The organism is Halolactibacillus sp. JCM 19043, assembly GCF_001310395.1.
In the GTDB taxonomy this organism is placed as follows: domain Bacteria; phylum Bacillota; class Bacilli; order Bacillales; family Amphibacillaceae; genus Halolactibacillus; species Halolactibacillus miurensis.
Genome location: NZ_BAXD01000033.1, coordinates 1 through 26788, shown reverse-complemented (window position 1 = coordinate 26788; position 26788 = coordinate 1). Strand labels below are relative to the sequence as shown.

Annotated in this window: 23 protein-coding genes, 3 pseudogenes and 1 other annotated feature; of the genes and pseudogenes, 16 read left to right on the top strand and 10 right to left on the bottom strand. The window is 38.4% G+C overall.

Annotation, left to right across the window (positions count from 1 at the left end):
- Window positions 1–559: 559 nt before the first annotated feature.
- The 3 genes from JCM19043_RS13015 to istA form a co-directional block, all read right to left on the bottom strand.
- Entirely contained in the window at window positions 560–898 is a 339-nt protein-coding gene (locus JCM19043_RS13015; protein WP_062323127.1) for a hypothetical protein, read from the bottom strand.
- Window positions 899–1003: 105 nt separating this feature from the next.
- Complete coding sequence (locus tag JCM19043_RS13010; protein WP_231631554.1) at window positions 1004–1630, bottom strand: ATP-binding protein; 627 nt, start codon at window positions 1628–1630, stop codon at window positions 1004–1006.
- A gap of 126 nt (window positions 1631–1756) precedes the next feature.
- The gene (istA, locus tag JCM19043_RS13005) at window positions 1757–3301 is read right to left on the bottom strand and encodes an IS21 family transposase (protein WP_062323125.1); all 1545 of its coding nucleotides are present in this window, start codon (window positions 3299–3301) and stop codon (window positions 1757–1759) included.
- A 624-nt stretch (window positions 3302–3925) separates the two neighbouring features.
- Here istA and JCM19043_RS13000 point away from each other — a divergent pair.
- The 9 genes and pseudogenes from JCM19043_RS13000 to JCM19043_RS12960 all read left to right on the top strand — a co-directional run bounded on the left by JCM19043_RS13000 (window position 3926) and on the right by JCM19043_RS12960 (window position 13177).
- Window positions 3926–4965, top strand: a pseudogene (locus tag JCM19043_RS13000) (PTS transporter subunit IIC).
- A 16-nt stretch (window positions 4966–4981) separates the two neighbouring features.
- Complete coding sequence (locus JCM19043_RS12995; RefSeq protein ID WP_062323123.1) at window positions 4982–5293, top strand: thioredoxin family protein; 312 nt, start codon at window positions 4982–4984, stop codon at window positions 5291–5293.
- A gap of 116 nt (window positions 5294–5409) precedes the next feature.
- The gene (locus tag JCM19043_RS12990) at window positions 5410–6213 is read left to right on the top strand and encodes a DUF1444 family protein (protein WP_062323121.1); all 804 of its coding nucleotides are present in this window, start codon (window positions 5410–5412) and stop codon (window positions 6211–6213) included.
- Between the two features lie 22 nt (window positions 6214–6235).
- Window positions 6236–6838 carry a YtpR family tRNA-binding protein gene (ytpR, locus tag JCM19043_RS12985; protein ID WP_062323118.1) on the top strand — a complete coding sequence of 201 codons (603 nt, stop codon included), beginning with the start codon at window positions 6236–6238 and terminating at the stop codon, window positions 6836–6838.
- 129 nt (window positions 6839–6967) lie between these two features.
- Window positions 6968–9442, top strand: coding sequence for a DNA translocase FtsK (locus tag JCM19043_RS12980; RefSeq protein ID WP_062323116.1), 2475 nt, complete (start codon window positions 6968–6970; stop codon window positions 9440–9442).
- 38 nt (window positions 9443–9480) lie between these two features.
- Entirely contained in the window at window positions 9481–10590 is a 1110-nt protein-coding gene (locus tag JCM19043_RS12975; RefSeq protein WP_062323113.1) for a nicotinate phosphoribosyltransferase, read from the top strand.
- A gap of 127 nt (window positions 10591–10717) precedes the next feature.
- A pseudogene (gene murC / locus JCM19043_RS12970) lies at window positions 10718–12014 on the top strand (UDP-N-acetylmuramate--L-alanine ligase).
- A 141-nt stretch (window positions 12015–12155) separates the two neighbouring features.
- On the top strand, window positions 12156–12575 hold the full coding sequence (locus JCM19043_RS12965) for a DUF948 domain-containing protein (RefSeq protein ID WP_062323112.1): 420 nt from the start codon (window positions 12156–12158) through the stop codon (window positions 12573–12575).
- A gap of 47 nt (window positions 12576–12622) precedes the next feature.
- Window positions 12623–13177, top strand: a complete 555-nt coding sequence (locus JCM19043_RS12960) for a YtxH domain-containing protein (RefSeq protein ID WP_062323110.1) — start codon at window positions 12623–12625, stop codon at window positions 13175–13177.
- A 105-nt stretch (window positions 13178–13282) separates the two neighbouring features.
- Here the strand turns inward: JCM19043_RS12960 and JCM19043_RS19040 are convergent, their stop codons facing one another.
- The 3 genes from JCM19043_RS19040 to JCM19043_RS19030 are packed head-to-tail and all read right to left on the bottom strand — an operon-like array spanning window position 13283 to window position 15428.
- Window positions 13283–13903: a hypothetical protein gene (locus JCM19043_RS19040; RefSeq protein WP_369813878.1), complete on the bottom strand. Its 621-nt coding sequence runs from the start codon at window positions 13901–13903 to the stop codon at window positions 13283–13285.
- Window positions 13900–15039 carry a cell division FtsA domain-containing protein gene (locus tag JCM19043_RS19035; RefSeq protein ID WP_369813877.1) on the bottom strand — a complete coding sequence of 380 codons (1140 nt, stop codon included), beginning with the start codon at window positions 15037–15039 and terminating at the stop codon, window positions 13900–13902. The genes JCM19043_RS19040 and JCM19043_RS19035 overlap by 4 nt, the downstream gene beginning before the upstream one ends.
- Window positions 15040–15065: 26 nt before the next feature.
- Window positions 15066–15428, bottom strand: a complete 363-nt coding sequence (locus JCM19043_RS19030; RefSeq protein WP_369813876.1) for a hypothetical protein — start codon at window positions 15426–15428, stop codon at window positions 15066–15068.
- A gap of 248 nt (window positions 15429–15676) precedes the next feature.
- Here JCM19043_RS19030 and JCM19043_RS12950 point away from each other — a divergent pair, with 248 nt between their 5' ends.
- The 4 genes and pseudogenes from JCM19043_RS12950 to motS all read left to right on the top strand — a co-directional run bounded on the left by JCM19043_RS12950 (window position 15677) and on the right by motS (window position 19629).
- Window positions 15677–16738 (top strand): bifunctional 3-deoxy-7-phosphoheptulonate synthase/chorismate mutase, encoded by a 1062-nt coding sequence (locus JCM19043_RS12950; RefSeq protein WP_062323108.1) that lies wholly within the window; start codon window positions 15677–15679, stop codon window positions 16736–16738.
- A 226-nt stretch (window positions 16739–16964) separates the two neighbouring features.
- A pseudogene (ccpA, locus tag JCM19043_RS12945) lies at window positions 16965–17957 on the top strand (catabolite control protein A).
- 75 nt (window positions 17958–18032) lie between these two features.
- Window positions 18033–18857, top strand: a complete 825-nt coding sequence (motP, locus tag JCM19043_RS12940; protein ID WP_062323106.1) for a flagellar motor protein MotP — start codon at window positions 18033–18035, stop codon at window positions 18855–18857.
- Window positions 18844–19629, top strand: a complete 786-nt coding sequence (gene motS / locus JCM19043_RS12935) for a flagellar motor protein MotS (protein ID WP_062323104.1) — start codon at window positions 18844–18846, stop codon at window positions 19627–19629. Before motP ends, motS begins: the two co-directional genes overlap by 14 nt.
- Window positions 19630–19733: 104 nt before the next feature.
- Here the strand turns inward: motS and JCM19043_RS17825 are convergent, their stop codons facing one another.
- Genes JCM19043_RS17825 through JCM19043_RS17815 form a run of 3 tightly spaced genes read right to left on the bottom strand, consistent with a single transcriptional unit; the run spans window position 19734 to window position 22689 of the window.
- Window positions 19734–21422: a transglycosylase domain-containing protein gene (locus JCM19043_RS17825; protein WP_062323102.1), complete on the bottom strand. Its 1689-nt coding sequence runs from the start codon at window positions 21420–21422 to the stop codon at window positions 19734–19736.
- Between the two features lie 23 nt (window positions 21423–21445).
- The gene (locus JCM19043_RS17820; protein ID WP_231631555.1) at window positions 21446–22336 is read right to left on the bottom strand and encodes a transglycosylase domain-containing protein; all 891 of its coding nucleotides are present in this window, start codon (window positions 22334–22336) and stop codon (window positions 21446–21448) included.
- Window positions 22255–22689, bottom strand: a complete 435-nt coding sequence (locus tag JCM19043_RS17815; protein ID WP_062323098.1) for a hypothetical protein — start codon at window positions 22687–22689, stop codon at window positions 22255–22257. Before JCM19043_RS17815 ends, JCM19043_RS17820 begins: the two co-directional genes overlap by 82 nt.
- Window positions 22690–22822: 133 nt before the next feature.
- Window positions 22823–23026, top strand: a binding site (T-box leader).
- A 138-nt stretch (window positions 23027–23164) separates the two neighbouring features.
- Here JCM19043_RS17815 and tyrS point away from each other — a divergent pair.
- A complete protein-coding gene (gene tyrS, locus JCM19043_RS12915) occupies window positions 23165–24436 on the top strand; it encodes a tyrosine--tRNA ligase (RefSeq protein WP_062323096.1) in 1272 nt (423 codons plus the stop codon).
- An 80-nt stretch (window positions 24437–24516) separates the two neighbouring features.
- On the opposite strand, the gene JCM19043_RS12910 is transcribed toward tyrS, so the two are convergent.
- Window positions 24517–25437: a cation diffusion facilitator family transporter gene (locus JCM19043_RS12910; protein ID WP_062323093.1), complete on the bottom strand. Its 921-nt coding sequence runs from the start codon at window positions 25435–25437 to the stop codon at window positions 24517–24519.
- Between the two features lie 412 nt (window positions 25438–25849).
- Between JCM19043_RS12910 and JCM19043_RS12905 the strand changes: the two genes are divergently transcribed.
- The gene (locus tag JCM19043_RS12905; protein ID WP_089855514.1) at window positions 25850–26233 is read left to right on the top strand and encodes a VOC family protein; all 384 of its coding nucleotides are present in this window, start codon (window positions 25850–25852) and stop codon (window positions 26231–26233) included.
- 235 nt (window positions 26234–26468) lie between these two features.
- Entirely contained in the window at window positions 26469–26639 is a 171-nt protein-coding gene (locus tag JCM19043_RS16575) for a hypothetical protein (protein WP_156321422.1), read from the top strand.
- Window positions 26640–26788: the final 149 nt, after the last annotated feature.

Below are 26788 nucleotides of genomic sequence, written 5' to 3'. Positions count from 1 at the left end.
AATTCAAGGGAAATCAGTGCCGTGAAGCATCTAACTATCTGTCGCTCTGAATTTTAAAATAGTTAAAAAATGGATGATCACTACCTTTATTTGAATGCTTCCTTTTTTGTCAAAAAAATAATTGAAACTTGTTGAGAATATTCTAATTATATTTATGCGACGCTAGTGACACCATTTTAAATTATAGTTTAACCGATTATAAAAACGCTGATATTATCCTTGATTGCTGCTACTTAACTCAATTAATCAGCCGTTCCATGAGATTCATGTCATGAATGCACTCCTATTCATGGTGGGGAGGATCTCAAGAAATACCATTGCCTGTGGATATCAAAATTTTTAAGAATTATAAAGACCGAATGTGACGCTGTTTTTAGTTGTCATATATAATCAAAACTAGTTAAACCTGTACCTAAAAAACAACCATTCAAGCAGCATAATACCACTTGAATGTTTGGCGAATACACAATTAAAATTACCGACAAAAATTCTGATCAACGTCATTTGACTAAGAGACAAAATAACGTGCGAGTGTCTATTTTTACGTGATCATTGCTATTTAGCTTTCTTTAATCAGTTCCTTGTACTCTTCTACATCATCAAATGCCGTTGAAGAGTATCCTGGTATAAGGCTTGTATTCACTAAATGAATGGGCTTATCATTATTGAGCTTTTCTATAACTATATCAAAAGAGTTCTCTTTATTTAATGTGAGTTCAATATTTTGCATATCACCCGCCAAATAATATACATTATCTTTCTTTAATTGATACGTTCCTCGATCAACTTCCCTGCTATCAATATATTGAACAAAGCTGTTTTCTTCTGGTTGAAAACTAAATTGAACAACATATCTGTCTATCGTTTCAGTTTGAATATTGCGGACAAAAAGAGCCACTTAAGCGGAGTTTAGAGCCACTGAATGCATGAAATAGAGCCACCGAGGGCGGAGAGAGAGCCAATCGGCGGCTAATGTCATGTTCTAACCTTACGGTTAAAGACTTTAGTGACTTCTTTTCAATCCGTGTCGTTCACGCATAGAGATTTCGCCATCAATAATGATGTTATATGAATCATGGACAATTCGATCAAGTATGGCATCCGCAACGAGCGCTTCGCCTAACTTGTCATACCACCCTTCAGGCGCTGTTTGTGAACAGAAGATGGTGGAGGCTGTCTTTAAGCGCAATTCAATAATCTCAAAAAGGGTTAACGTGTATTCATCAGGCAGAGGGGTTAAAAGCCATTCATCAATAATCAATAAATCTACCCCTTTATACTTTTTAATCAAACGACGAAAACTACCATCTGCTTCATTCTTTGCGAGTATAAACTCATCTAATAGTTCGGGTAAACGGACATATTTCACTTTATAATTTTGGCGACAAGCCTGAATGCCGAAGGCATTCGAAATCCACGTCTTCCCGTTACCAGATGCCCCCATCAGAATAATATTCAAGTGATGTTTAATATAATTACCTGTGGCTAAGTCTAGAATCTGGCCTTTATTCAAGCGACGATCGGCATGATATTCAATGTCTTCAATGGCTGCTAAAGGCTCTTTAAATTGCGCTTGTTTAATCAGTCGCTGAAGCCGATTAGATTGTCTATTGGCGTACTCATTATCCACTAGTAAATGAAATCTATCGTCAAAGCTCATATCTTGATAATCCCTATTCTCATTTGATCTTCATACGAATCAGCATAGCCCCTAACTTTAATTCCCTTAATTTGCGTACCGTTTCTGACATTGACATTATTTTTTACCTCCATAGTAGTTGGCGCCTCTAACGAATCCATAAGACTCATCGGTTTTGTCTGATAGACGATCATCAGTACCTTTTGCGTCAGCTCGTTTTTTATTTCTGTTTAAAATCGTCTTATACACACTAAGCGTAGGATTATGTGTGGCGAGAAGTAAGCGCTGCGCGGCGTTTTCCATCTCGTCTATCTCAAATCTCTTTTCTAAGTGACGGATATGCATGATTTGCGTCAGAGCTTGTTTTTCAGATCGCTGTTCAAGTAATGTGCGAATAAAAATCGTCATATTTTCGCCGATTGTTTCCGCCCATTCGATACTTTGTTTTGGCGTATGATCTAAAAAATATCGGTGATGATCAGGCATATGGTCTGGATTGGTTGAATATTGTCCAGGTTCACCATATACCCGTTTATGTGATGCAATTCTTGCCTCTTTAAAGTATACTTCTAGTACATCCTTAGATAGACGAACGTCAACGTCACTTTGGATATATTCATAGGGAGTGGAGTAATACATGCGATCAATTTGAATGTGGTAGTTTGATTGAACTCTCGCTATTCTCCACTCCGAAAATTTTAGACGTGGCTGGCGTAATGGGATAAGATAATCGCGTTCCTCTTCATCAAAGACAATTTTTCGTGACCCTGGTCGTTTTTGAAACGGCTCTTGATTAATGTCGTCTAATCGTAAGCGTATTTGATCGTTCAGTTCAGCTAAACTAAAGCACTGATAGTGTCTTAACGCAGCGATAATTTGACGTGATATAAAGCCAACAGTGCCTTCGACAGATGGTTTATCTTTAGGTTTTCGGGCACGTCCAGGAACAATGCTTGTCTGGTAATAGTCAGCTAGTTCCCGGTAGGACTCATTCAAAATCGGTTCCCCCTTTACAGGTTTTATCACACCAGTTTTCAAATTATCAGAGACAAGTGATTCGGCAACACCTCCAAAGTATTCAAAAGCGTGAATATGAGCCGTTAACCAGTTGCTTGATTTCATATCTAAAAATCCTTCGACATAACTGTACTGACTGTAGGGAAATGTCGCGACAAAAATATACACAGGCATATCACCGCCATTTTCGCGATCCTTAAGGGACAGCGTTGACCCAGCCCAATCCACTTCTAGTATTTCACCTGGTTTACGTTTGATTGGCATCGTCGCTTTGTGTTTCTTTGCGTATAGATTGTATTTCTCGGTGAACGATCGATAGGCATAAGGTAACTTACCACTACTCCTAGCCTCGTCACTGTACTCCGTATGGAGTAACTTTAAGGTAATATTCTTCTTTTGAAGTTCCTTATGAACTTTCTCCCAATCTGGCGGATAATATCCTTTTTCAACTGCTTGCTTCTCTGGATATAAAAGTTTAGCCAACCATGCGTTCGTCATGTCATCGGTTAACTTACTCACACCAGCCCTTTCAGCGCGAGTGATGACATCAGATACCGTGTTTCTTGAGCTACCTACACTCGTACTGATTGTTCTTTGGGAAACAGACTTGAAGTGTAGGTCTAATATCTGTCGATATTTAACCATCAAAAAAACCTCCTGTTTATAATGTCGTACCGTTAGGTACGCAAGCTCATTATACAGAAGATTTTGTCTTTATATATCATATTAAGTTGGTGTGGCTCTCTTCATTGCACTCAGTGGCTCAGTTCTCCGCCCTGAATGGCTCTATTTTCCGCTCAAGTGGCTCTATTTCAATGCAGTATTCACAGTTTGATAAAATCCTCTTAAGCTAGGTTCAGGACCTGATTTAAACATCATCATAATGATAATTGACACAACAAAAAGCAAAAGAATAACTCTTTTCATTCGTCTCCTCCTCTAATGCAATATGATTACTTACCATAACTTTGTTTTGGGCTCTTACAGTTGTCATAATTTGATTATATTACAGTGTAAATAAAAAGAAAAGAAGTAAAAAAATACAATTACATATGATCGAATTAACTTCATAAATCAATATAAACATATCGAACAAATCATATATGGACGTTTTCGTTCTTTTATAACAAGTCTCATGTCCAAACTTCAATGAGAGGGAATGACTATAAACTATTTAGCGCAACATGTGTCTTGTCAACTGTATAAACTTAAGGTAAGATAAGCTGTAAAGATTAATAAAAAATAAGTATGATTCAGGGAGGCAGTCACATGCGCACGTTTTTAGAGAAAAAACATATTGAAGTATCATTTCATCAATATTTTATTAAAGCGTTAAGCTTTATGGCACTAGGTTTGTTTAGCTCGTTGATTATTGGACTCATTTTAAATACGATTGGTGAACAATTAGCTAACTTTTTTGGCACATCGGTCATAACTGAAAGTCTCGTCGAGATGGGAACTTTTGCGATGGATGGAAAAGTCGTTGGAGGGGCCATTGGAATCGCGATAAGCTATAGTTTACAGGCACCGCCGCTCGTATTATTTTCTACCTTGTTTGCGGGGGCGTTTGGCTATCAATTAGCTGGCCCGGTCGGGGCTTATATCAGTGCTTTATTTGCGAGTGAGTTCGGAAAGTTGATTTATAAAGAGACGAAAGTCGATATTATTTTAACCCCCTTTGTGACGATTCTTGTGGGATTTATCGTCGGTAGTTTTATTGGTCCCCCCGTTGATCGTTTGATGACAGGTTTAGGCGAAATTATTAACTGGTCAACGGCGCAACAACCGTTTATTATGGGGATTATTGTGGCGGTTGTGATGGCTGGGCATTAACAGCCCCTATTTCAAGCGTGGCGATTGCCTTAATGTTATCACTGGACGGATTAGCTGCAGGCGCAAGTGTGATTGGTTGTTCTGCTCAAATGGTAGGGTTTGCGGTAAGTAGTTATCGCGAGAACGGGTTTGGTGGTTTTATTGCGCAAGGTATCGGAACATCGATGTTACAAATTGCTAACATATTGAAAAAACCGCTTATTTTAATTCCGCCAACAGTCGCAGGTATGATCATGGCACCACTCGGAACGGTCGTATTTCAAATGACGAATAATGCCTCAGGTGCTGGTATGGGAACGAGTGGTTTAGTTGGTCAAATTATGAGTTTTCAAACCATGGGATTTGAAATGTCTGTCCTCTTTATGGTACTCTTTGTTCATATCATTGGACCGATGGTGATTTCTTTCTTGTTGTCTGAATGGATGAGGAAAAAAGGCTGGATTCAGTTTGGTGATATGAAAATCAATTATGAGTAAGTCGGAGGGATTATCTTTGGAAAAACTACAAACAGAAGCACAGTTTCAAGAATTAAAACAACAAGGAAAACAAGTCTTTTTATTTTCAGCTAATTGGTGCCCGGATTGCCGTGTGATTGAGCCATTTATTCCTGAATTAGAAAAAAAATACGAAGATATAAACTTCACGTATGTTGATCGTGATGAATTTATCGATATTTGTATCGCGCATGATATTTATGGTATTCCAAGTTTCTTAGCGTATAAAGATGGCGAAGAAGTAGAACGCTTTGTTAGTAAAGACCGGAAAACACGTGAACAAATCGAGGCATTTTTAGATCAGATTTAACGGCTCAGAGTGGTCATATATGTAGGACAAGGGAAAGTACTAGGTACTTTCTTTTTTGTTTGACCTTTAACTCATGATACAATAAGTCATGCATGCACGTTGAAAGGATGAATAGAATGTCACAAAAGAGTTTCGAAATAAAAAGAAAGCTGGATCAAGCCTTTGATGAGACATCGTATCAAACCCAGTTTGATCGTGAAACGGATCAGTATCGTGTCGTTGACCAAGAGACGAATCAAGGCGTCACCATTCACTTAACAAAATTAATAGAAAAATACGAAAAAGTAGGGGACCAAGCACTGTGGCCTCTCGTTGAAAAAGTTACACAATCTTTAAATAAATTAAAAGTCACACATAGCCTTCGCGGAAATGAAAAACAGGTATTCCCTGTGATTCGGGCGGAGAGTTTTAACACGACACATGGTTTAGATAAACAACTGGTTTCGACTCCACACACAGCGGAAACAACGATTTTTTATGCGCTAGACTTAGAGACGAGTTATCAATTAATCGATCAAGCCTTACTTCAGGAAAGTGGTTGGACAAAAGATCAGTTACATGATTATGCTTTGATGAATCTTGCAGATTTACCCGTTGATTTGAATAAACAAACCGTGGCAGGGAATGATTTTTACTTCGTTAAAAATCAAGACGGCTATACCGCAAGCCGGATTTTGCTTGATGAATTTTTAGAGAATCAAAAAGAGCGCGCGACAGGTGAATTATCATTTTGTATCCCACATCAAGATGCTTTTATTATCGCAGATATTCACAATCCGAAAGGATATGATATACTACAACAGATGGCCATGCAATTCTTCTCAGAAGGACAAGTGCCGATTACGGCTTTGTCATTTTTATATGAAGAGGATGCTCTTACGCCGATCTTCGTTATGGCAAAGAATAAACCAACAGATTAATTAGAAAAGGAATGAGTCAAGAATGAACGTGTATTACAATCAAACAGGAATAGGTGACGTCCTTATGTTACCAATTAAGACAGGTAAACGTTACGAAACAAGTTTTCGTCGTTTTGGTGATGTTGTAGAAATTTTTGATACGACCGATGAGACAATTCTCGGGTACAATATCTTTCATGCGTCAAAGTACTTCTCGCTTAAAGACGGTCAATTTAAGTTAGATGGCGCTTTCTTAAGTGAGATGAACGATGTTTTAAAACAAAATGGTTTAGAGAAACCACTCGATATCGATCTATCACCCAAGTTTGTCGTAGGTTTTGTAAAAGATATTCGCAAACATCAAAATGCGGATAAATTAAATGTCTGTCAAGTTGATTTAGGGACTGAGACCGTTCAAATTGTGTGCGGTGCGCCTAATGTAGCTAAGTACCAACATGTTGTTGTCGCTAAAGTTGGCGCTCTTATGCCAGGTGGTATGGAAATTAAAGAAGCCAATTTACGTGGTGAAGATTCATTTGGTATGATTTGTTCACAGCGTGAATTAGGCTTACCAAATGCGCCAGAAGAAAAAGGCATTTATGTCTTAGGTGATGAGGTTAAGGCTGGCGATGAATTTACATTTTAAAGATGATGTGCGCAAAAGACCTTGTTCTTTTGCGTTTTTTTCAGGATGAAAAAATAATGTAGAAATAAACCATTTTAACGAAAACTTTGTTAAAATGAAACTAATGACTTTATAGAGAGAGTGAATCATATGTGGAATAAATTTAAACAACACTTTAGTCACCTCTTCCATCCTGATGATGAACAAGGCACTGATGAGGAGAAAGACGTTATACATAGAGATGAAAAGCAAGTGAAGCAAAAAAGAACACCTTATCGTAAAATTGATACGAAAGTGACTTATTATTATCCGAAAGAACGCGAGTTTAAATTTCCTGTTTCAATAGATGAAGTAGGAAAAAGTAGAGAGTCACACCGTCAAGATATGACTTTAGATGAGAAAGAAGACCGAAAGTCACCTAAAGAGGGATCAAACAAACCATTTAAAGTGACCGAAATTCCGTCACCCGTTTATGGTTTTAAAAAACGCCTGCAAAAAACAGCGGCAACGTCAGAAACCGCTCAAATCATGCGTCAAACAACTGATTACACATCACCAGCTTATGTATCAAATATTTTAAGCGAAGTGAGACGGACGCGTGGAGAAATGTCGGATTATGCATACGACCGGATTGGCCAAAAGAGACAGGTACCAGTTGAAACAGAGGATGTCTCTCGCCTAAATGAAAAAGACACCCAACTAGACGTACAACCTTCATTACCTGAACAAAATGAAGAAGATAGGATAGAAGGTACCGGTGTGTTTATTAGAGAGGAACAAGAAGTGTCAAACACTTCTATCCGAATGGAAGACGTCAATGATGTCAACACAAGCAACGAAGTGAATGCCGGTAAGCTTGTTAGCCAAGAAGATAAACCTACTTTAACTCAATCAACTCCGGTGCATCAGGAAGTATCTGAAACAGATGAGCAGGAAACAGTGCTAAAACGGTCCCCAGTTCACGAACCAGCTAAACGTGAAATGAGAAAGGGTCACACACCCTTTAACGTGCGGATGCGCCCAAGTGATAAAAAACGCTACTATGATCGTTTAAAACAACAAGAACAAATAAATAATCAAGAAAAGACAAAAAATCAAACACGAACTGCCGTGGCACGTCATGATCAACACTTAGATCAAGTAAGTCATCAATCTGTTGAGAAAAGGGCAATGCCAAATAATGACCTGCCTCTAACAGTTGAAAAATCAACCATCCAAGCACTACCACTTCATTTATTAAACGACCCGGTCGTATCTGCGAATGAGGATGATACGTTTATACGTGAACAATCAACCCGTTTAATTGAGGCACTCAGCCAATTTAATGTCAGAGCAGAGGTTGTTAACGTGATGCAAGGTCCAAGTGTCACCCGTTTTGAGATTAAACCTGAGACAGGTGTGAAAGTAAGTAAAGTAAAAAACCTAAGCGATGATTTGAAGTTAAGTTTAGCAGCAAAAGACATCCGAATTGAAGCGCCCATTCCAGGTAAACATGCGATTGGGATTGAAGTCCCAAATGATGCAACCCGTCCGGTAATGTTAAGTGAAATTCTCGCTTCAGCTACTTTTCAACAGGCGTCATCACCTTTAACGGTCGGACTAGGTCTTGATATTTCAGGTGAAGCCATTGTAACAGATCTTCAAAAAATGCCGCACGGTCTTATCGCAGGTGCGACGGGTTCAGGAAAAAGTGTCTGTATCAATACTATACTCTTATCGTTACTTTATAAGGCAACCCCAGAGGAAGTGCGCTTACTTCTTATTGATCCGAAAATGGTTGAGCTTCAACCATACAATGCCTTGCCGCATTTAGTTAGCCCGGTTATTACTGATGTAAAAGCCGCCACTCAAGCGCTCAAATGGGCTGTTGAAGAGATGGAACGACGTTATCAACAATTTGTTGAAAGTGGGGCGCGAGACTTATCTCGCTATAACGAGAAGATGCGTCAAAGTGGTCAAGCGACCTTACCGATGATTGTCATTGTCATCGATGAGTTGGCCGATTTAATGATGGCTGCCCCACAAGATGTGGAAGACGCTATCTGTCGTATAGCTCAAAAAGCACGTGCTGCTGGGATTCACTTGCTTCTTGCGACGCAACGACCATCTGTCGATGTCGTGACAGGACTGATAAAGTCTAATATACCTTCGCGTATTGCCTTTAGTGTGGCATCTCAAGTGGACTCACGCACGATGATAGATACAGCAGGAGCTGAGCGGTTATTAGGTAAAGGCGATATGTTGTTTGTTGAAAACGGGGCAAGGCACCCAGTAAGAATTCAAGGCGCATATGTATCAGATGATGAGATTGAACGGGTCACAAGGTATTTAAAACAACAAAGTCAGCCAAACTATTTATTCGAACAAGAAGAATTACTACAGTCTATTGAACAAGAAGAAATGACGGATGAATTATATGACGAAGCGTTAAATTTCGTATCAGAAAACGAGACAATCAGCACTTCTTTACTTCAACGTCGTTTCAAAATAGGCTATAATAGAGCAGCAAGGATTATAGACTCATTAGAAAACCAGGGGATTGTCTCTGGACAAAATGGAAGCAAACCACGCACGATTCTAGTCTCTAAAGAGGAATTAACGCATTTACGTCAGACAGAGCGGTAAAATAAAAATAAATAAATGAAAATAAGGGGTTAATACGAATGGAAAAAGAAATCAGTTTAAAATTAAATGGTAAGATTGACCGTTTGACTAATAAAACATTTAAGTTTGATGAACGTATTAAAGATGGTTGGTTCTCAGCTGTTTATTTCTTGAAAACAAAGGAAATTGCCCAAAAGAAACGTCCGAATAATGAAGTGATCATGCAGTTTTTCCAAAAAAATCATGCAGTACTTTGTGGAACGGATGAGGCGATTGCGCTATTACATACATTTAGCGATGAGCCGGAAAATTTAGAAATTCATTCGCTAAAAGATGGTGATAAAGTCAGTCCATTTGAAACAGTTTTAACGATTAAAGGCCCTTATCAATCATTTGGTTATTTAGAAGGGATTATTGACGGTATATTAGCGCGTCGTACCTCGGTTGCGACTAATGTCTATAACGTAGTAAAAGCAGGGCGGACATCAGGTAAACAAAAACCGGTCATGTTTATGGGAGATAGAGATGATCACTATACCCAACAAGCGGGAGACGGTTACGCCGCATTTATCGGTGGATCAACTGCTCAAGCGACCCACGCGATGAATGAATGGTGGGGAAAAACCGGCATGGGCACGATGCCGCATGCTCTCATTCAATTGTTTGAAGGTGACGTTGTTGCCGCATCAAAAGCCTACAAAGAAGTCTATCCAGATGACGAACTGATGGTACTCGTTGATTATAATAATGATGTTATCACCGATTCATTAAAAGTCGCGCATGCTTTTAAAGAGGAATTAAAAGGCGTACGTCTTGACACATCTAACAACGTTGTTGATAAGTATTTCTTACGCAATGAGCATATTATGGGACCATTTGACCCGCGAGGAGTCAATCCAGAACTTATCTTTGCTCTACGTCAAGCACTAGATGATGAAGGGTTTGATCATGTAAAAATCATTGCGACAGGTGGCTTTACCGAGGAGAAAATTAAACGATTTGAAAAACAACATGTTCCGGTTGATATATACGGCGTTGGACGTAGTTTACTTGATAATAAGATTGGATTCACCGGTGATAGTGTGATTTTAAACGGTAAACCAGAATCTAAATTTGGTCGCCGATATCGTCCTAATCCACGGCTTGAAAAAGTGCAATTTCACCAGTAGTTATCCTTAATGATTTAGTTTTTAATCATTCTATGATATAATGCATAATTGTGCTGTTTAAGCGTTACAATAAAGTAACTGCTAGGCAGTATGAGAACAGCGTTAGACACTTACGGGGGTAAAATTTATGACAATTTACCATTTTATTGGTATAAAAGGAACAGGTATGAGCGCACTTGCACATATTCTTCATGATGAAGGCGAAACTGTTCAAGGTTCCGATGTTGAGAAGACATTTTTTACAGATCAAGCCTTACTTGAAAAAGACATCAGGGTATTACCTTTTTCTAAAGATAATATCCAGCCAGGTTTAACGATTATCCAAGGAAATGCCTTTAGTGATGAACACGAAGAAGTGAAAGCAGCAAAAGCTTTAGGTTTAACCATTTATAAATATCATGAGTTTTTAGGTATGTGGCTTAATCAATATACAAGCATTGCGGTGACAGGGGCGCATGGCAAAACGTCTACAACTGGTTTACTTAGTCATGTGTTAAAAAATATCGAACCTATATCCTATTTAATTGGTGATGGTACAGGAGTCGGACATGCAGATAGCCGCTATTTTGTGTTTGAAGCTTGTGAGTATCGCCGTCATTTTTTAAGTTATGAGCCAGATTACGCCATTATGACGAATATTGATTTTGATCATCCAGACTATTTTTCGAGTATCGATGACGTCTTTGCTGCTTTTCAATCGATGGCAGAGCAAGTGGAAAAGGGTATCATTGCTTGTGGTGATGATGAGTACTTGCATAAAATCCAAGCAAAAGTACCGGTTGTCTATTATGGTTTTAGTGAGGATAATGATTTTCAAGCGAAAGACATGCGGGAAACCGAAACAGGTACAACGTTTGATGTGTATGTGCGTCATGATTTTTATGATACATTTACAATTCCCCTCTTTGGAAAGCATAATGTTCTAAATGCTTTATCAGTGATTGCGCTTTGTCACTATGAAGGTTTTGAGAGTGATCAAATGAAACACTTAGAGACCTATGGTGGTGTTAAGCGACGTTTTCTGAAAACGTGTAGGGGATCAAGTCCTGATTGATGATTATGCGCACCATCCGAAAGAAATTGAAGCAACACTCGATTCAATTAGAAGAAAGTATCCAAATAAAAAAGTAACGGCAGTATTTCAGCCACATACGTATTCGCGAACAAAAATGTTTTTACAAGCATTTGCGGATAGTTTAATGCTTGCTGACCATGTGTATTTAACGGATATATTTGGATCGGCTCGGGAGTTAGTTGGTAAATTATCGATTGAAAATCTTGGTGATCTGATCGAAGATTGCCGTTATGTCACGTTGGGTAACATCGAGCTACTGGCCGAGAATCAGGCGGATGTTATTGTCTTTATGGGTGCAGGAGATATTCAATCATTCCAAACAGCTTATGAAAAACATTTAAACAACTAAGAAGGAAAAACTGACTAACATGACGAATTAAGTGATGAGTGGTCAGTTTTTTATTTTTTTAAGTTTACAAAATTTTAAAACAGGGTAAACACCACTAGAACAAATTTATAAAGACAAATAAATGATGAGGGAGTGATTAGTATGGATAACCTTCTCTACATCTCGGCATTAATTGCTGCGATTGCTTTTGCTGTACTTGTGATTTATCTTGTGCGTTTATTAAAAGAGTCTGAGCGTACGATGACAAGTGTGGCAAATACTTTAGAAGGCTTAGAGAAACAAATGGAAGGTATTACAACAGAAACAACCCTATTACTTAATCGAACCAATGCATTAGCAGAGGATATTAATCAGAAAGCGGATAAATTAAATGGACTTGTCGATAGTATAAGTGGTTTAAGCTCAACGTTTACGACGTTTAGCGCTTCTGTTAAAGAAGTATCTGATACAATCTCTAAAATTGCTGTCGAAAATAAAGAAGAAACAGCCCAAGCCATTAAATGGGGCAATGTTGCTATGGAAGTATTTAAGAAAAAGAAAGATAAAAAACGTACTAAGTAATAGACTATATATAACGACTTAGTAAAAATTTTAAGGAGGAATTATTTATGACAAACCAAGAAAATAAAACAAACGACAATATTAATGCAAAGGACTTTCTTATCGGTTCACTGATCGGTAGTATTGTAGGGGCATCAGTGGCCTTATTATTTGCACCTAAATCAGGTAAAGAAGTAAGACAAGATATTAATAAAGGAGCAAATGAAGTAAAAGAAAAAGCTCTTGTTTACAAAGATAAAGCTTTAGAGAAATCAGATGAATTCAAATCTTATGCAAAGGATAGAACGGCTGATATCCAACAAACAGTCACTGAAAAATCTCAAGATTTCCAATCAAAATTCAATGAGACGAAAAAAAATGTACAAGATAAAATTAACGAAACAACAGAAGAGTTAAAAAAGAAAAAAGCAGCAATGAAATCGGACGCAGATGATTTACAAGAAGACGTTGAAGACGTTGTAGATGCTAAAGCCGAAGAAGTAAAAGCAAAAGCGGAAGCGGCAAAAGACACAGCTGAAAGAAAAGCAGAAGCGGCAAAAGATGCGGCTGAAAAAGTAAAAGAGGCTGTAAAAGAAGGCGCTGAAGACGTAAAAGAAAAGTAAGCATCAATAGAAGAACCCCTATGACACAATTAAAGTGTCACAGGGGTTCTTTTCTTCTTGATAAGCTAGAAATTATTAGGAGTCACCTCTCAGTGATTAAGTGTGTTAAGTCTTTGACTCGTATTTGATTTCTAATATGTCTCCACCGGTTATTGGATCTAAAAAGGTGGTTGGGGCGTTATTTTTAAGAATACAAACATGTCCGCGTTGTTTCATTAAATCAAAGTGAACATATCTAAACACATCTTGAAAAACAAAGGTTGTGTCTGGTAAAGATTTTAACGTTAACTTAGACAACGGTTCAATAAGATCGTCGTCTTGCAATTGTCGGTCATGATGATATAGGGCCCGCTTCGCTTTTTCTATCGTTACCGGTTCACCATTAAATGTGACGTTGATCTGCTCAGTAAGATCGAGGTTTAATAAATCAACGAGTCTTTCCTTCGTTACTTTTTGCAGAGGGCTGTAACTAATTTTGTCTTGCGCTCTTAATTTTGTTTGCATGGTTGCGGGTTTATTGTTAATAAGTAAACGTTCTGAAACAGCTTCAAAAGGCATGAATTTATCATCAAGATAAATAGCAAATATTTCAGGCTCATGCGCTAAGTAATGAAACTCTGATTGATTTAGCCACGATTGTAAATCGATTTGTTCAATGAGCTCTACTCGGTCACCATCTTTAAGTGGGTACTCGAGCGTTGTCGGTTTGTCATTCACCTTAATCATTGGGAAGACTTATAGGATTGCTCATTAAAATAAATGTTAAAGGGTTGAATATCACCGACAACATCTAGAAGGGTAACCTCAGGTTCCTTGCCATCATCCCCTTTTTCAACGAGCATTTTATCGTTATGATGGATTAATGCATCAACATGGATACTCTCACCATTTAACTGAATTTTAGGTGGTGTGCCGTGAGTACCAGGTAAGGTGATAGTTTGACTATTGACCGTAATCATATAAGCCATCCCTGGTCTCCCGTACATTTTCTTAATCTCAATACCAGCGGCAAGTAAACAGTCCCCCACAGTCAGTTGTTTCATATCAAACAATCGAACCGCGCGGTCATTGACTGTGACGCTAATATAGTGGACAGGGTTTTGTTTGGCGGCAATCGCAATACCAATAGGTGTAATGAATTCTGGACCTTGCGGGACGTCGATATCTGTTTGTAAATCTTTAATCGCCTCTGTTCCTCTAGTGGCTACTCGGTTAGAGGGTAATTGCAGTTTTTCGGCTAGAGCGTGGGTCAGCATAGGGGTTAAACTCCCGCCGCCAACCAGCATCACGGCTTTAGGTGCCCGTTTATTTAACGTCATAATTTCGGATGCGATCGCTGTTGCTAAATCATCAATCGCTTCTTTAATATCCATAGCGAGTTCTTTTTTAGTTACGACGGTCTCAAAACCTAATATATCTTGAAGAGTTGCTTCACCTTGTTCAGTAATTTCTCGCTTGACGCGTTCAGCTTCATTAAAATCAAGTAAATAATGATCACTAATCGCTTCGGTAATCTCATCACCTGCTTTAGAGACCATTCCGTAAGCTGTAATCGTACCTGCGTCTGTTAAGGCAATATCACTTGTACCCGCTCCAATATCGACGAGAGCGACATTTAAACGCCGCATAGACTCTGGTATTAAAACGTTGATCGCCGCAATCGGTTCAAGCGTAAGGGCCTCCATGTCTAAGTCCGCGCGATTTAAAGCCGAAATCAGTGATTCAACGACGACTTTAGGAAGAAAGGTCGCAATGATTTCAACTTCAGCCAACGCACCTTGTTGGTCAATGAGTGAACCAATAATATCGCCATCTAATTTATACTGTAAAACAGAATAACCCACACAGTAATAATGGGTCAATTGATCTTGATCTTTTTCTTCTTCGGCTAATTCGTATTGAGCTTTTTGAACAGCACTAAGCTCAAGAAACGAAATCGCTCCCGGTCCATCAGCGGTTGCTTCTGAATATCTGTTGATACGATCGTCCGTCTTGTTTTTAATGCACGACCTGCCGCAGCGACACATACTTTCGTTAGAGTGATTTGGTGACGTTCTTCTAACTTTTCTTTTACAGTATGAATGATTTTAGATACAGCCACGACATCGTGAATTTGGCCATCTAACATGGAACGTTCCGTATGTTCCATACTTTCGTAGTCAATTAATCTATATTTGCCTTCGGTGACATTAAGTAGGAGACCATTGACTGACCGCGTACCAATATCTAATGCGAAAATAATATCCTTCATAGTTTATAGCTCCTTATTAAACGATCTTTAACGCTTTCTATTCTTTAGTTTAACAGATTTTATCTGTCTCGTATCGCCTTTTTTAGTAGAAAAGTTTAAAGAAAATACTAAATATTTAAACAATGTAGTGACAATTCGGATGATTTTAGCTATAATGAATCCTAATTATCCATTCTTTCGTTTTAAAAACATGTCGCGGCATGTTTAAAGAATATGTAAAAGATAAACTAATCATAGGGGGAATCAACATGTCAAACGAGCAGTTAGATTTACTAAGAGAACAGCTAGATGAATTAAATATGGACTTGCTTAACTTAATTAATAAGCGCGGTGAATTGGTTAAGAAAGTGGCCAAATCAAAACCAAACCAAGGCCCGGATAAAAAATATGATCCCGTACGTGAGCATCAAATGCTAGAGAAAATTAAAAATCAAAATGAAGGACCGTTTCAAGATGCGACGATTATTCATTTATTTAAAGAAATTTTTAAAGCAGGTTTAGAACTACAAGAAAAAGATTACCACAAAGAAATGCTTGTTTCACGTAAACGTAAAAGTGAAGATACTATTATTGATATTAACGGTGAAAAGATTGGTGATGGACAACCTCACTTTGTTTGTGGGCCATGTGCTGTTGAATCTTACGAACAAGTAAGAAAAGTGGCTGAGCAAATTAAGAAACACGGTTTAAATATAATCCGTGGTGGTGCTTTTAAACCGAGAACAAGCCCATACGATTTCCAAGGGTTAGGTTTTGAAGGGTTAGAAATTCTTCGTCGTATTGGTGATGAGTTTGACCTTGCGGTTGTAAGTGAAATTGTACGACCACAAGATATGGAACAAGCAGCAGAATATTTAGATATGATTCAAATTGGTGCACGTAATATGCAAAACTTTGAACTGCTTAAAGCGGCAGGTGAAGTTGATAAACCAATTATCTTAAAACGAGGTATGTCAGCAACTGTCTCTGACTTTATTAATGCCGCTGAATATATTCACTCAAAAGGTAATAGTAATATTATTCTTTGTGAGCGTGGTATAAGAACATATGAAACATCAACACGTAACACACTCGATATTACCGCAGTGCCGATTCTGAAGCAAGAAACACACCTACCTGTTATGGTGGATGTGACGCACTCAACTGGTCGCCGTGACTTACTTATCCCGGCAGCAAAAGCAGCGATTGCGATTGGAGCAGATGCCGTTATGGCAGAAGTTCACCCAGATCCAGCGGTTGCTCTTAGTGATCAGCAACAACAAATGAATTTTGAACAATTTGATGCATTCATGGAAGCTGTAAGAAAATAATACGTGTCTAAGCCTAATGGTACAGATTTTCCTGTCCATTAGGCTTTTATATTAGAAAAATTAGCCTGTTTTCATTTTCTTTCAAAAAAAACAAGTGAATTTGAGGCGGACGATAGATAAATTTGATATACTAGACAAGAGATTTTCTTGATATATCTATGAAAGCTAGTCTATACTATATACATACGAATTAGACAGTGAAAATGATGGAGGAGGATGTAAGAAAATGAATATTACAATATACGATGTTGCACGTGAAGCAAATGTATCGATGGCAACGGTGTCACGTGTTGTTAATGGTAATCCCAATGTGAAACCGGCGACACGAAAGAAAGTATTAGAAACGATTGAACGATTAGGTTATCGACAATGCGGTTGCTCGTGGTTTAGCCAGTAAAAAAACAACAACCGTTGGGGTGATTATCCCTGACATTTCAAGTATCTTCTTCTCAGAACTTGCACGAGGTATTGATGATATTGCTAATATGTATAAGTACAATATTATTTTAAGTAACTCAGATCAAAATATTGATAAAGAGATTAAGCTAATTAACTCCATGCTTGAAAAACAAGTAGATGGTATCGTTATATGGGTGGTAAAATTACAGAGGAACATATCAATCAGTTTAAAACATCACCCGTCCCAATCGTGCTTGCAGCAACAGTAGATGCAAGTGAAAAGACACCATCTGTCAATATTGACTATGAACAAGCGGCATTCGAAGCGGTTCAATTGTTACTTGATAATGGTAATGAAAGTGTGGCATTTGTGACAGGTTTGGAAGAGACGACTGCTAATGCTTTAAAATTTGAAGGGTATAAACGCGCACTTAAAGACGCTGAAAAATCAGTTCAGGATGATTACCTCATTCGAGGCGATTTAAGCTATCAATCAGGAATTAAAGCGGTTGAAACATTACTTGACCTTAACGAACGTCCATCAGCTATTTTTGTCGCTTCAGATGAAATTGCCTTAGGTGTCATTCACGGCATTCAAGATCGTGGTCTTTCTGTACCAAATGATATTGAAGTTGTTGGCTTTGATAATACAAGGCTCGCTCAAATGGTGCGCCCAACACTTTCGACTGTTGTTCAACCTATGTATGACATTGGAGCTGTAGCCATGCGCCTTTTAACGAAGTATATGAATAAGGAAGAAGTATCAGATAATACTGTCGTACTTCCGCACCAAATTATAGAAAGAAACTCAACAAAATAATAATTGTGCCGATATAAATTGTGTGCGCTCTGCACACAAAATTTATTTTATTTCTCGAAGCTAAGGGGAGAGTTTATGAAAAAGACAGATATTTTAACACCCATAGGGATTACTTTAGGTATTGCCATGATTTCATTTGGTATTATTTCAAGTGCGGGCTTAGGTGGTTTTGTTGCTTTTGTGCAATTGGCCTCAATCATTATCGTTATAGGTGGTCTTATGGCAGCGATATTGATTAACTTTAATATTGATCAAGTGAAGTCAATGGGACGTGTCGTGAAAGAATCATTCAGTCAAAACGAAATGGATTTAGAAGGTCTTATCTCTCTCTTTGAACGTTTATCTGAACGAGCTAGACGTGAAGGCTTGCTGGCGTTAGAGACAGAACTTGAAAATGTGGAAGACCCGTTTATTAAAAAAGGCATTTTGTTAGCCATCGACGGGATCGAACCGGAAGTGATTCATGATATTATGAACGCAGAAATTACAGCGATGGAAGATCGTCACTCAAAAGGACGATTGATTCTTGAAAAAGCAGGCGAATATGCACCGGCGTGGGGTATGATTGGAACACTGATTGGTCTAGTACTGATGTTAAATGATTTAAATGATCCGTCAACGTTAGGCCCACAGATGGCGGTTGCCTTACTCACCACCTTTTATGGCGCAGTACTAGCGAACCTTGTCTTTATTCCGATGGCAGGTAAGTTAGAAAGTAAAACAGAACAAGAAGTTTTTATGAAACAAATTGTTGTTGAAGGTGTTATTGGTGTGCAATCTGGACAGAACCCTAGAATTCTAAAAGAAAAACTAAGTGCCTTCTTATCGGATGATATGAGGAAACGTCGTGAAGAACAAGGAGATACCGAGACGGAGGAAGTCAGAAATGAAGCGTCCTAATAAAAAGGTTAAAAAAGGCGCACCGGCGTGGATGACGACATTTAGTGACATGATGACATTGATTCTTGTGTTTTTTATTCTGTTATTTTCTATGTCACAAATTGATGCTGCTCGATTTGAAGCGGTAGCAGAGTCGTTTCGTAATCGTATGATCTTTACTGGTTTTCCTTCGAATATGGATATGGATAACCCGACAGAAAATTCAAATCCGAATCAAAATGATGAGGGAGCAACAGACTTTAAAAATAACTTATTTGATGATGATGTTGACGACTTAGACGAATCAACAGAGGGTAATGAAGAAGAGTTAGATGAACTGCTCGAAGAAGTGGAAGGTTATCTCGAACAAAATGACTTAGAAAATGTTATTAGTGCCAATCGAACCGACCAAGGTGTCGTGTTAGTATTGCAAGAACGGGTTCTGTTTGAAACAGCAGAAGCAAATGTTAAAGCTGAAGGCGAACCTTTTTTAGATAAAGTCGGATTATTACTTAAAAATATTCCAAATGAAGTCCGGGTAGAAGGACATACGGATAATCGCCCGATTTCAACGGCAGTCTATCCGTCCAACTGGGAGTTATCTGGTGCGAGAGCAAGTTCTGTTATTCGGTTTATTTTAGACCAACATGATTTGGATCAAGAACGCTTTATAGCAGTAGGATACGGTGATACGCGTCCTATTGTTCCAAATGATTCTGTTGAAAACTGGCGCAGAAATCGCCGAGTAGAGATTGTCATTCTTGAACTGGGACAAGAGTTAACCTCAGAATAGTGAAACAAGCATTATACAACCGAACGTGTATAATGCTTGTTTTTTTAATACTAAAAAAGCGACTCAGTTGTTGAGTCGCTTTTTGTATTAATCATAACCATTTATTAAGATGTCGGTCCATTCGAGTTATCACCGGGTGATTCATTATCTGTTGAATCGCCATCGGTTGAGCCATCATCTGAAGAATCATCATCAGGTGGTGTTGTGTCACCATTTGTATCATCTGATTCATTATCTTCTGGCGCTTCAGGTGGATCCGGCTGTTCGGGTTCTTCTTCTGTAAAGTCGCCATCGACAAATGGAATCGATGGTTGTGATTCACGTCCAAAGTAATCAACGGCTCTAATCTGATAAACAGCGGGTGAATTTCCCACATTATATTGATTGTTTGTTGTTGAATCTAACAGACTAAAGTTACTATCAGGATCATTGGCCCGGTAGATCCGGTAACCAATCACATTACTACTACGTGACTGTTGCCAAGTTAAGACGTTACCTGATTTTGATACACCTGTTGGCGCAAGCGGACGCTCGCCGCTATCTTCAATGTCTTCATCGCTTAGATTTGGAAGTAACAAACGTTCCCAGCCACCATTACGTGAAGGGTATAGCTGAGTAATGTCTATAAGTTCGTCATATCCTTTATCTTTTAGCCAGTCTGGATTAAACATATAACCTGAACTAGATGTGAATTCATTTGGTGTTTGATCATCAACAAGTACAGCACTATCACCAACATTGACAACGTCTGCTGAAATGATACTGTAGTCTTCTTCTTTTGGTACATATTTTGAGTTAAAGATGTCTGACCCAACCAGTCCTAATTCACTTGTAAGACTAGACGGTGACATACCTGAGACTAAACTAAATGACCGTGACACAATATTGTTTGGTCGTGCAAAGCGTTCAGACGGCGCCATAATCTCTGGAGCTACTTCGGTAGCCGCATTAACTAATTGAGCCCAGAACACTTGATTACGGCCACTATAGCCGGTATTCATTGGTTGTTCGTATTCATAACCCATCCAGCTTCCGAGTGTGACGTTAGGGTTTGTCGCAATGAACCATGTATCTCTAAAGTTGTTGGATGTCCCTGTCTTACCAGCCCAATCAATATTAGGGTTAGATAAGTTACTTCGAGCGGTCCTTCCTGTTCCGCTAAGTAGAACATCTCGCATCATATCAATCATTAAATAATTGGTTTCGGTGCTAAATACGCGTTCTGTCGTTGATTCATGCGTATACACTTCTTCACCGTCAGCATTTTCAATCTTACTAATGATAAAGCTATCGGTATACTGCCCATCATTACCGAAAGTTGAATAACCATTTGTATTTTCTTCGACTGTTGCGTTATGGCTACCTAGTACCATTGATGGCAAACGGTATTTTTCTTCTGGGAAGTTACTGAATCCCATTTTAAGTAAGTAATCTGGAACGGGATTAGCATTTTCTAATAAGTCTATATAAACTCTACCAGCAGTAACATTATACGATTGTTTTAAGGCGTTTCTTACTGTCGTTAGGCCATAAAAACGAGATGAACTGAAGTTCGTTGGTGTCCAATTTTCGCTAAGTGAGCCGCTATAAGTAAACTTAGCATCAGCAATAATAGAGCCAGGTTGCAGTAAGCCTTCCTCAAGTGCAGGTGCATAAGCGAGCAACGGTTTAGCCGTTGATCCCATCTGACGGGGAGCGTTTGTCGCAAAATTACGATTTTGCAGATCGAAATCTCGACCACCGACAAAAGCTAAAATCGCGCCGGTATTATTATCACGTAAAAAGCTTCCCACTTGAACAGGGGCGTTATAAGGGATTAGCTCACCTGTTTCGGGTCCTCAGTCATAATGGTATCTCCATTCGCGTTATTTTTCGCGATTTTATTAGGACCATAATTGTTATAATTATTTTTTACCTCTTGGAAAACGTCATAAATATCTTTGACAATCGTCGTATGAATTTTGTAACCGCCTTGAGAGATCTCACGGTCAGCTAAAATTTCATATTGTTCAATTAATGAATCGTTTGAATTGAGTTCTTCAAGTGTATAACCATCTTCAAGGGCAAGTTTTTCTTTAAAAATATCGATTGCGTCGTTAGTAATTTCTTGCGTCAAATAAGGATACCGCTCGAATGTAGACGGCGAACCTTCTGTAAAGCTTGCCACTAAATCAAATTGAAGAGCTTCATCATATTGATCTTGGGTAATATATTCATTGCGTAGCATCCTGTCAAGGACTGTCTTCATTCTTTCAAGTCCTGGTGCTAAACCTTCCGCGCTTTTTACTTGTCCACCATTGGTAAAGGGGCTATACATAATCGGACTCTGAGGGAGACCGGCAATGAAAGCGGCTTGTGCGAGATTCACTTCATTAGCATTAACCCCGAAAATACCTTCCGTTGCGGTTTGAACCCCCGAGATATTCCGACCATTTGCATCACGGCCAAAAGGCACAATATTAAGATAAGCTTCTAAAATTTCATCTTTTTCTAAGAAGTTTTCAACTCGTAAAGCCAGCAAGATTTCTTTTGCTTTTCGATCGAAGGAAACTTCATTTGTAAGGATTTGATTTTTAATAATTTGTTGGGTTAACGTACTGCCACCTGTTTGGGTTGCCGCACCAGTTAACTCTTGGAACACGGCACGTAAAATAGCTTTAGGAACAATACCTTTGTGTTCTTTGAAATACTCATCTTCCGTGGCGATGACGCCATTAATAATATCTTGTGATACTTGGTCAGCCGTTGTTTCTTCACGATAAATGTCAGAGCGACTTCACCCATGAAAATGTCATTAGCAAAATATATTTCTGATGTCGCTTCATAATTATATATGGCCGTTGTCATGTCTTCGGCACTACGCAGCGGTTCATCCTTAACTAAGGCTGCAAAGTAGCCAGCTCCTAGACCGCCGACAAAAAAGGCTCCGACTACAAATAAAATAATGAAGAAAAGTGAGATATTCCACGTTACATCATAGCTAATGCGGAATATTTTAGGGACAGTTTGACTAATTTTTTCCCATATCTGTTTAAGTGCATCTTTATTAGGTTGATTCATTGTTTATACCTCCTAAAATTCCAACATTAATTATAACATAGATGATGTCTGAAGGACGAAAAAATAAGATTTTAATTAAAAAAAGCTTGCTTACTTCTCGGTTCTATGTTTAAAATAGTATCAATATCATATTTTAACGGCGATGAGAGTTTGCAGTAGTCATACACTCCCTTTTATAGAGAGCTGACGGTTGGTGGAAGTCAGTAAATAGTGACATGATGAATTACGTGCTTGAGCTTCTTTTTGTGATGAGCAAAAAGACGGTAGTGATATCGTTAACGAACGAAGTGGCAGTGAATGCAATGAGGGTGGTACCGCGAAGAAATTCGTCCCTTTTTGAACGCACTGTTTTTTTATTTGCAAAAAATGGCTATGTTTGAGTTTAGTAAGTAGTCAACAACCCCTGTGAATTCCAACCCTGGGTTATTGACTTTTAAGGTCATCATTAAAAAAAATAGAATAGAGGAGAATACTTATGAACATTATTCAAGATTTAGAACAGCGCGGACTGGTTCAACAATTTACCGATGAAGCAGGTCTAAAACAACATTTAACCGATCATATTGTCACACTTTACTGTGGTTTTGATCCGACGGCAGATTCTCTGCATATTGGTCACTTAGTGCCAGCGCTTATGCTTAAACGATTCCAAAAAGCAGGGCACCGTCCGATCGCTTTAATTGGTGGTGGGACTGGTATGATTGGTGACCCTAGTGGTCGGACAGATGAGCGTCAACTTAATGATGAAAAAACAGTGGATTACTTTAGTGAACAAATTAAACAGCAACTTGCGACCATTTTAAAATTTGACGGGTCAGACAATGGCGCCGTTGTTCGTAACAATAAAGAATGGTTAGGTTCATTAACATTGATTGAATTTTTACGCGATACGGGTAAACACTTCGGTATTAACTACATGTTAGCGAAAGATTCAGTCCAATCCCGTCTTGAGAACGGTATTAGTTTCACTGAATTCACTTATATGATTTTACAATCTTATGACTTCATGAATTTATTTGATAAAGAAAATTGCACGTTACAAATCGGGGGAAGTGACCAGTGGGGGAATATTACTGCAGGAATGGAACTCATTCGTCGTACGCGAAAAGAAGGAGAAGATGCTAAAGTATTTGGTTTAACTGTGCCACTTATCACAAAAGCGGATGGGACGAAATTCGGTAAGACAGCTGGTGGAGCGGTTTGGCTAGATAAAGATAAGACAAGCCCATATGAATTTTATCAATTCTGGATCAACACGGATGACCGCGATGTTGTAAAATTCTTAAAATACTTTACCTTCTTATCGATTGAAGAAATCGATGCACTAGAACAATCGTTAGAAGAAGCGCCAGAGAAGCGAGAAGCACACATTAAGTTAGCCGAAGAAATTACTGAGATGGTGCACGGGGAAGCAGCACTCGCACAGGCCAAACGTATTACCCAAGCGCTCTTTAGTGGAGATATTAAACAATTAAACGGTGAAGAAATTAAGCAGGGCTTTAAAGATGTGCCATCAAGTGACATCACGTTACAAAATCAAACGCTCGTTGATTTACTCGTTGAAGCTAAAATTGCGTCATCAAAACGTCAGGCACGAGAAGATGTTCAAAACGGAGCGATTTACATTAACGGCGAACGGAATCAAGACGTAAATTATACATTACAGTCAGAGGATTTAATTGACGGTGTATTTACCATTATTCGTCGTGGTAAGAAGAAATATTTCCTCTTAAATATAACAAAATAACAAGATAATTTGAGGTATTAACTGTTGAAAAAGAGAAAAACAAGCCAATAAAAGCAGATGCTTTTATTGGCTTGTTTAAATTATATCGCCCATTTACGATCTTCAGTGAACGAAACGGTAAGCCAGATTTCATAAGGATATTGTGAGAGGTAGGCATGAATTTGTTCCCGAATCTCATCTTGTTCAGAAATCGTTTCAGTAATTTCGCTCTCCGCTTCAGCAACAAAATCAACCTCAACCCATAATGTTTGACCGACCTTGCTGACACGTGTAAAAGCTTCGATAAACTCATGCTCGATCCGAATGGTTTTGACATATTGCTTGATTTGATCTGGAACCTTTCCCTTTGGTGGCATGTCCAGTAGTTCTCTAAGACTTGATCCGATTTCACTGATAGGGACACGAATAAAGTAAAGTGAAACAATAACGACCATTATCGGGTCGATATAGGGAATAAAATCATTTAAACCAGGCATTAAACCGAAGATGAGAGACAGTAAAAAACCGATTAAAACACCGACACTGACAAGCGAGTCCATTAACCATTGATTAGCCTCAGCATGTAAAAGTCCGGATTGCACTTGTTTCGCACGGTGTTTGATGTAAAACGTAATGCCTACACATAACAACGTCCCGAAAACGGAATAAGATAAAGCGAGATTGATATCAACTTCTCTTCCCCCACTGATTATTGCCATCGTCGCTTCAGTGAAAGAGGTGACGACAAGGATAAGTATCACAAGATACTTAATAATGATCACGAGTGGCTCAATTTTGTCTTTGCCAAAAGGAAAGTTTTTGACATCGGTTTTACGCATATAGTGGGAAGCAAATAGAGAAATCATGGATAGAATGAGACTAACTAATGAATATAATCCATCAAAAACAATCATTTGTGCTCCGGAGAGAATACCAAAAACAATCCCTGTAATCGCAAAAAATAATGCGCCATACACTGATATCCTTAATAAATGTCGTTCGTGGCTTAATTGTTGATACATATAAAACGCTCCAATTGTGTTTATAGTAAAGAGATAGGCAACCTTTTCGGTTACTTTCCGTAATCATATTATATGACAGGATGATACAAGGAGCAAACAACAACCATTGAAGGAGTTATTTTACATGATTACGTTAACTAGAATGCAAGTAGGTGGGGGTAAGTTTTAAGTTTAGTCTGCTTTACTCTAGTGAACATCCTCTTGACCATGACGAGTATGATGAGCCTAACCAATAGATACCATAAATTATCTAAAAATTACCGAGTGCATGAAGTATGAAGACAATCAGGAAAATACTTATGTTTATTAGGGGGATAAACTTTTTGTTTTGCATTATTCTACGCCCTTATAAATAACAAGTTGCTAATGATTTGCTAAAACCATTATAGTATATATAAGGGAGGGGAAAAGGTTGATTCATCATATAGAATTATATGTTTCTGAATTAGAAACATCCATGAACTTTTGGGGCTGGCTGTTAGAAGAATTAGGTTACACACTTTTTCAATCATGGGAGAAAGGACAAAGTTGGAAGAGTGGGGACATGTATCTTGTCTTTGTACAAGTAGAAGACCGTTTTAAAGATAGCCCCTATCACAGATGTGGAGTCGGTCTCAATCACTTAGCTTTCCATGCTCGTTCGCGTCAGCATGTCGATGAGATTACGAAAAAGATAGAACAGAAGGGAGTCGACATTCTTTATAAAGATCGACATCCCTTTGCGGGTGGAGAAACACATTACGCTGTTTATTTTGAGGATCCGGATAGGATTAAAGTTGAATTGGTTGCACCTTGAGTTTGTAATTAGCTTCATTGTAATTATGGCATGCCAAAATTACAATGAAGCGTCAGTCGAAAATACTGGATTACACGGGCGATGACTTCAGTCAGTGGTTGTTTACAGAAATAACAATATTATAAGCGGATCTGATGAAGAAATTCTTATTGAAAAATAGAAAGGATAGATGGATGATGCTAAATTTATGAAGTAATCAATAATGGAATGAACATATTAGAGAGGGGGCGTATAAATGTTTAAATATTTTATAAGTGGGTTGTTTTGTCTTTTGGTAGGTATACAGCTATTCTTCATAGCGGAAGGCTTGCGTGTAAGTCAAGCACCTGCTGTTTTAATAGTCATCTTAAGTGTCGTATTAATGCTTGTTCCTTTTGTCATATCTGTTAAAAAGGTAGAAAAGTGAAAGTATTGACTTTGTAATCAGGCGGAAATTCTTTTCATGGTTCATTCGTTTATAATGGTTGCATATGAATGGAATTCATAATGTCATGAATTATAAAATGGATGTTTTACTTATGTCCTTCTAAAAGTATGCCTACGCATTATGATTTT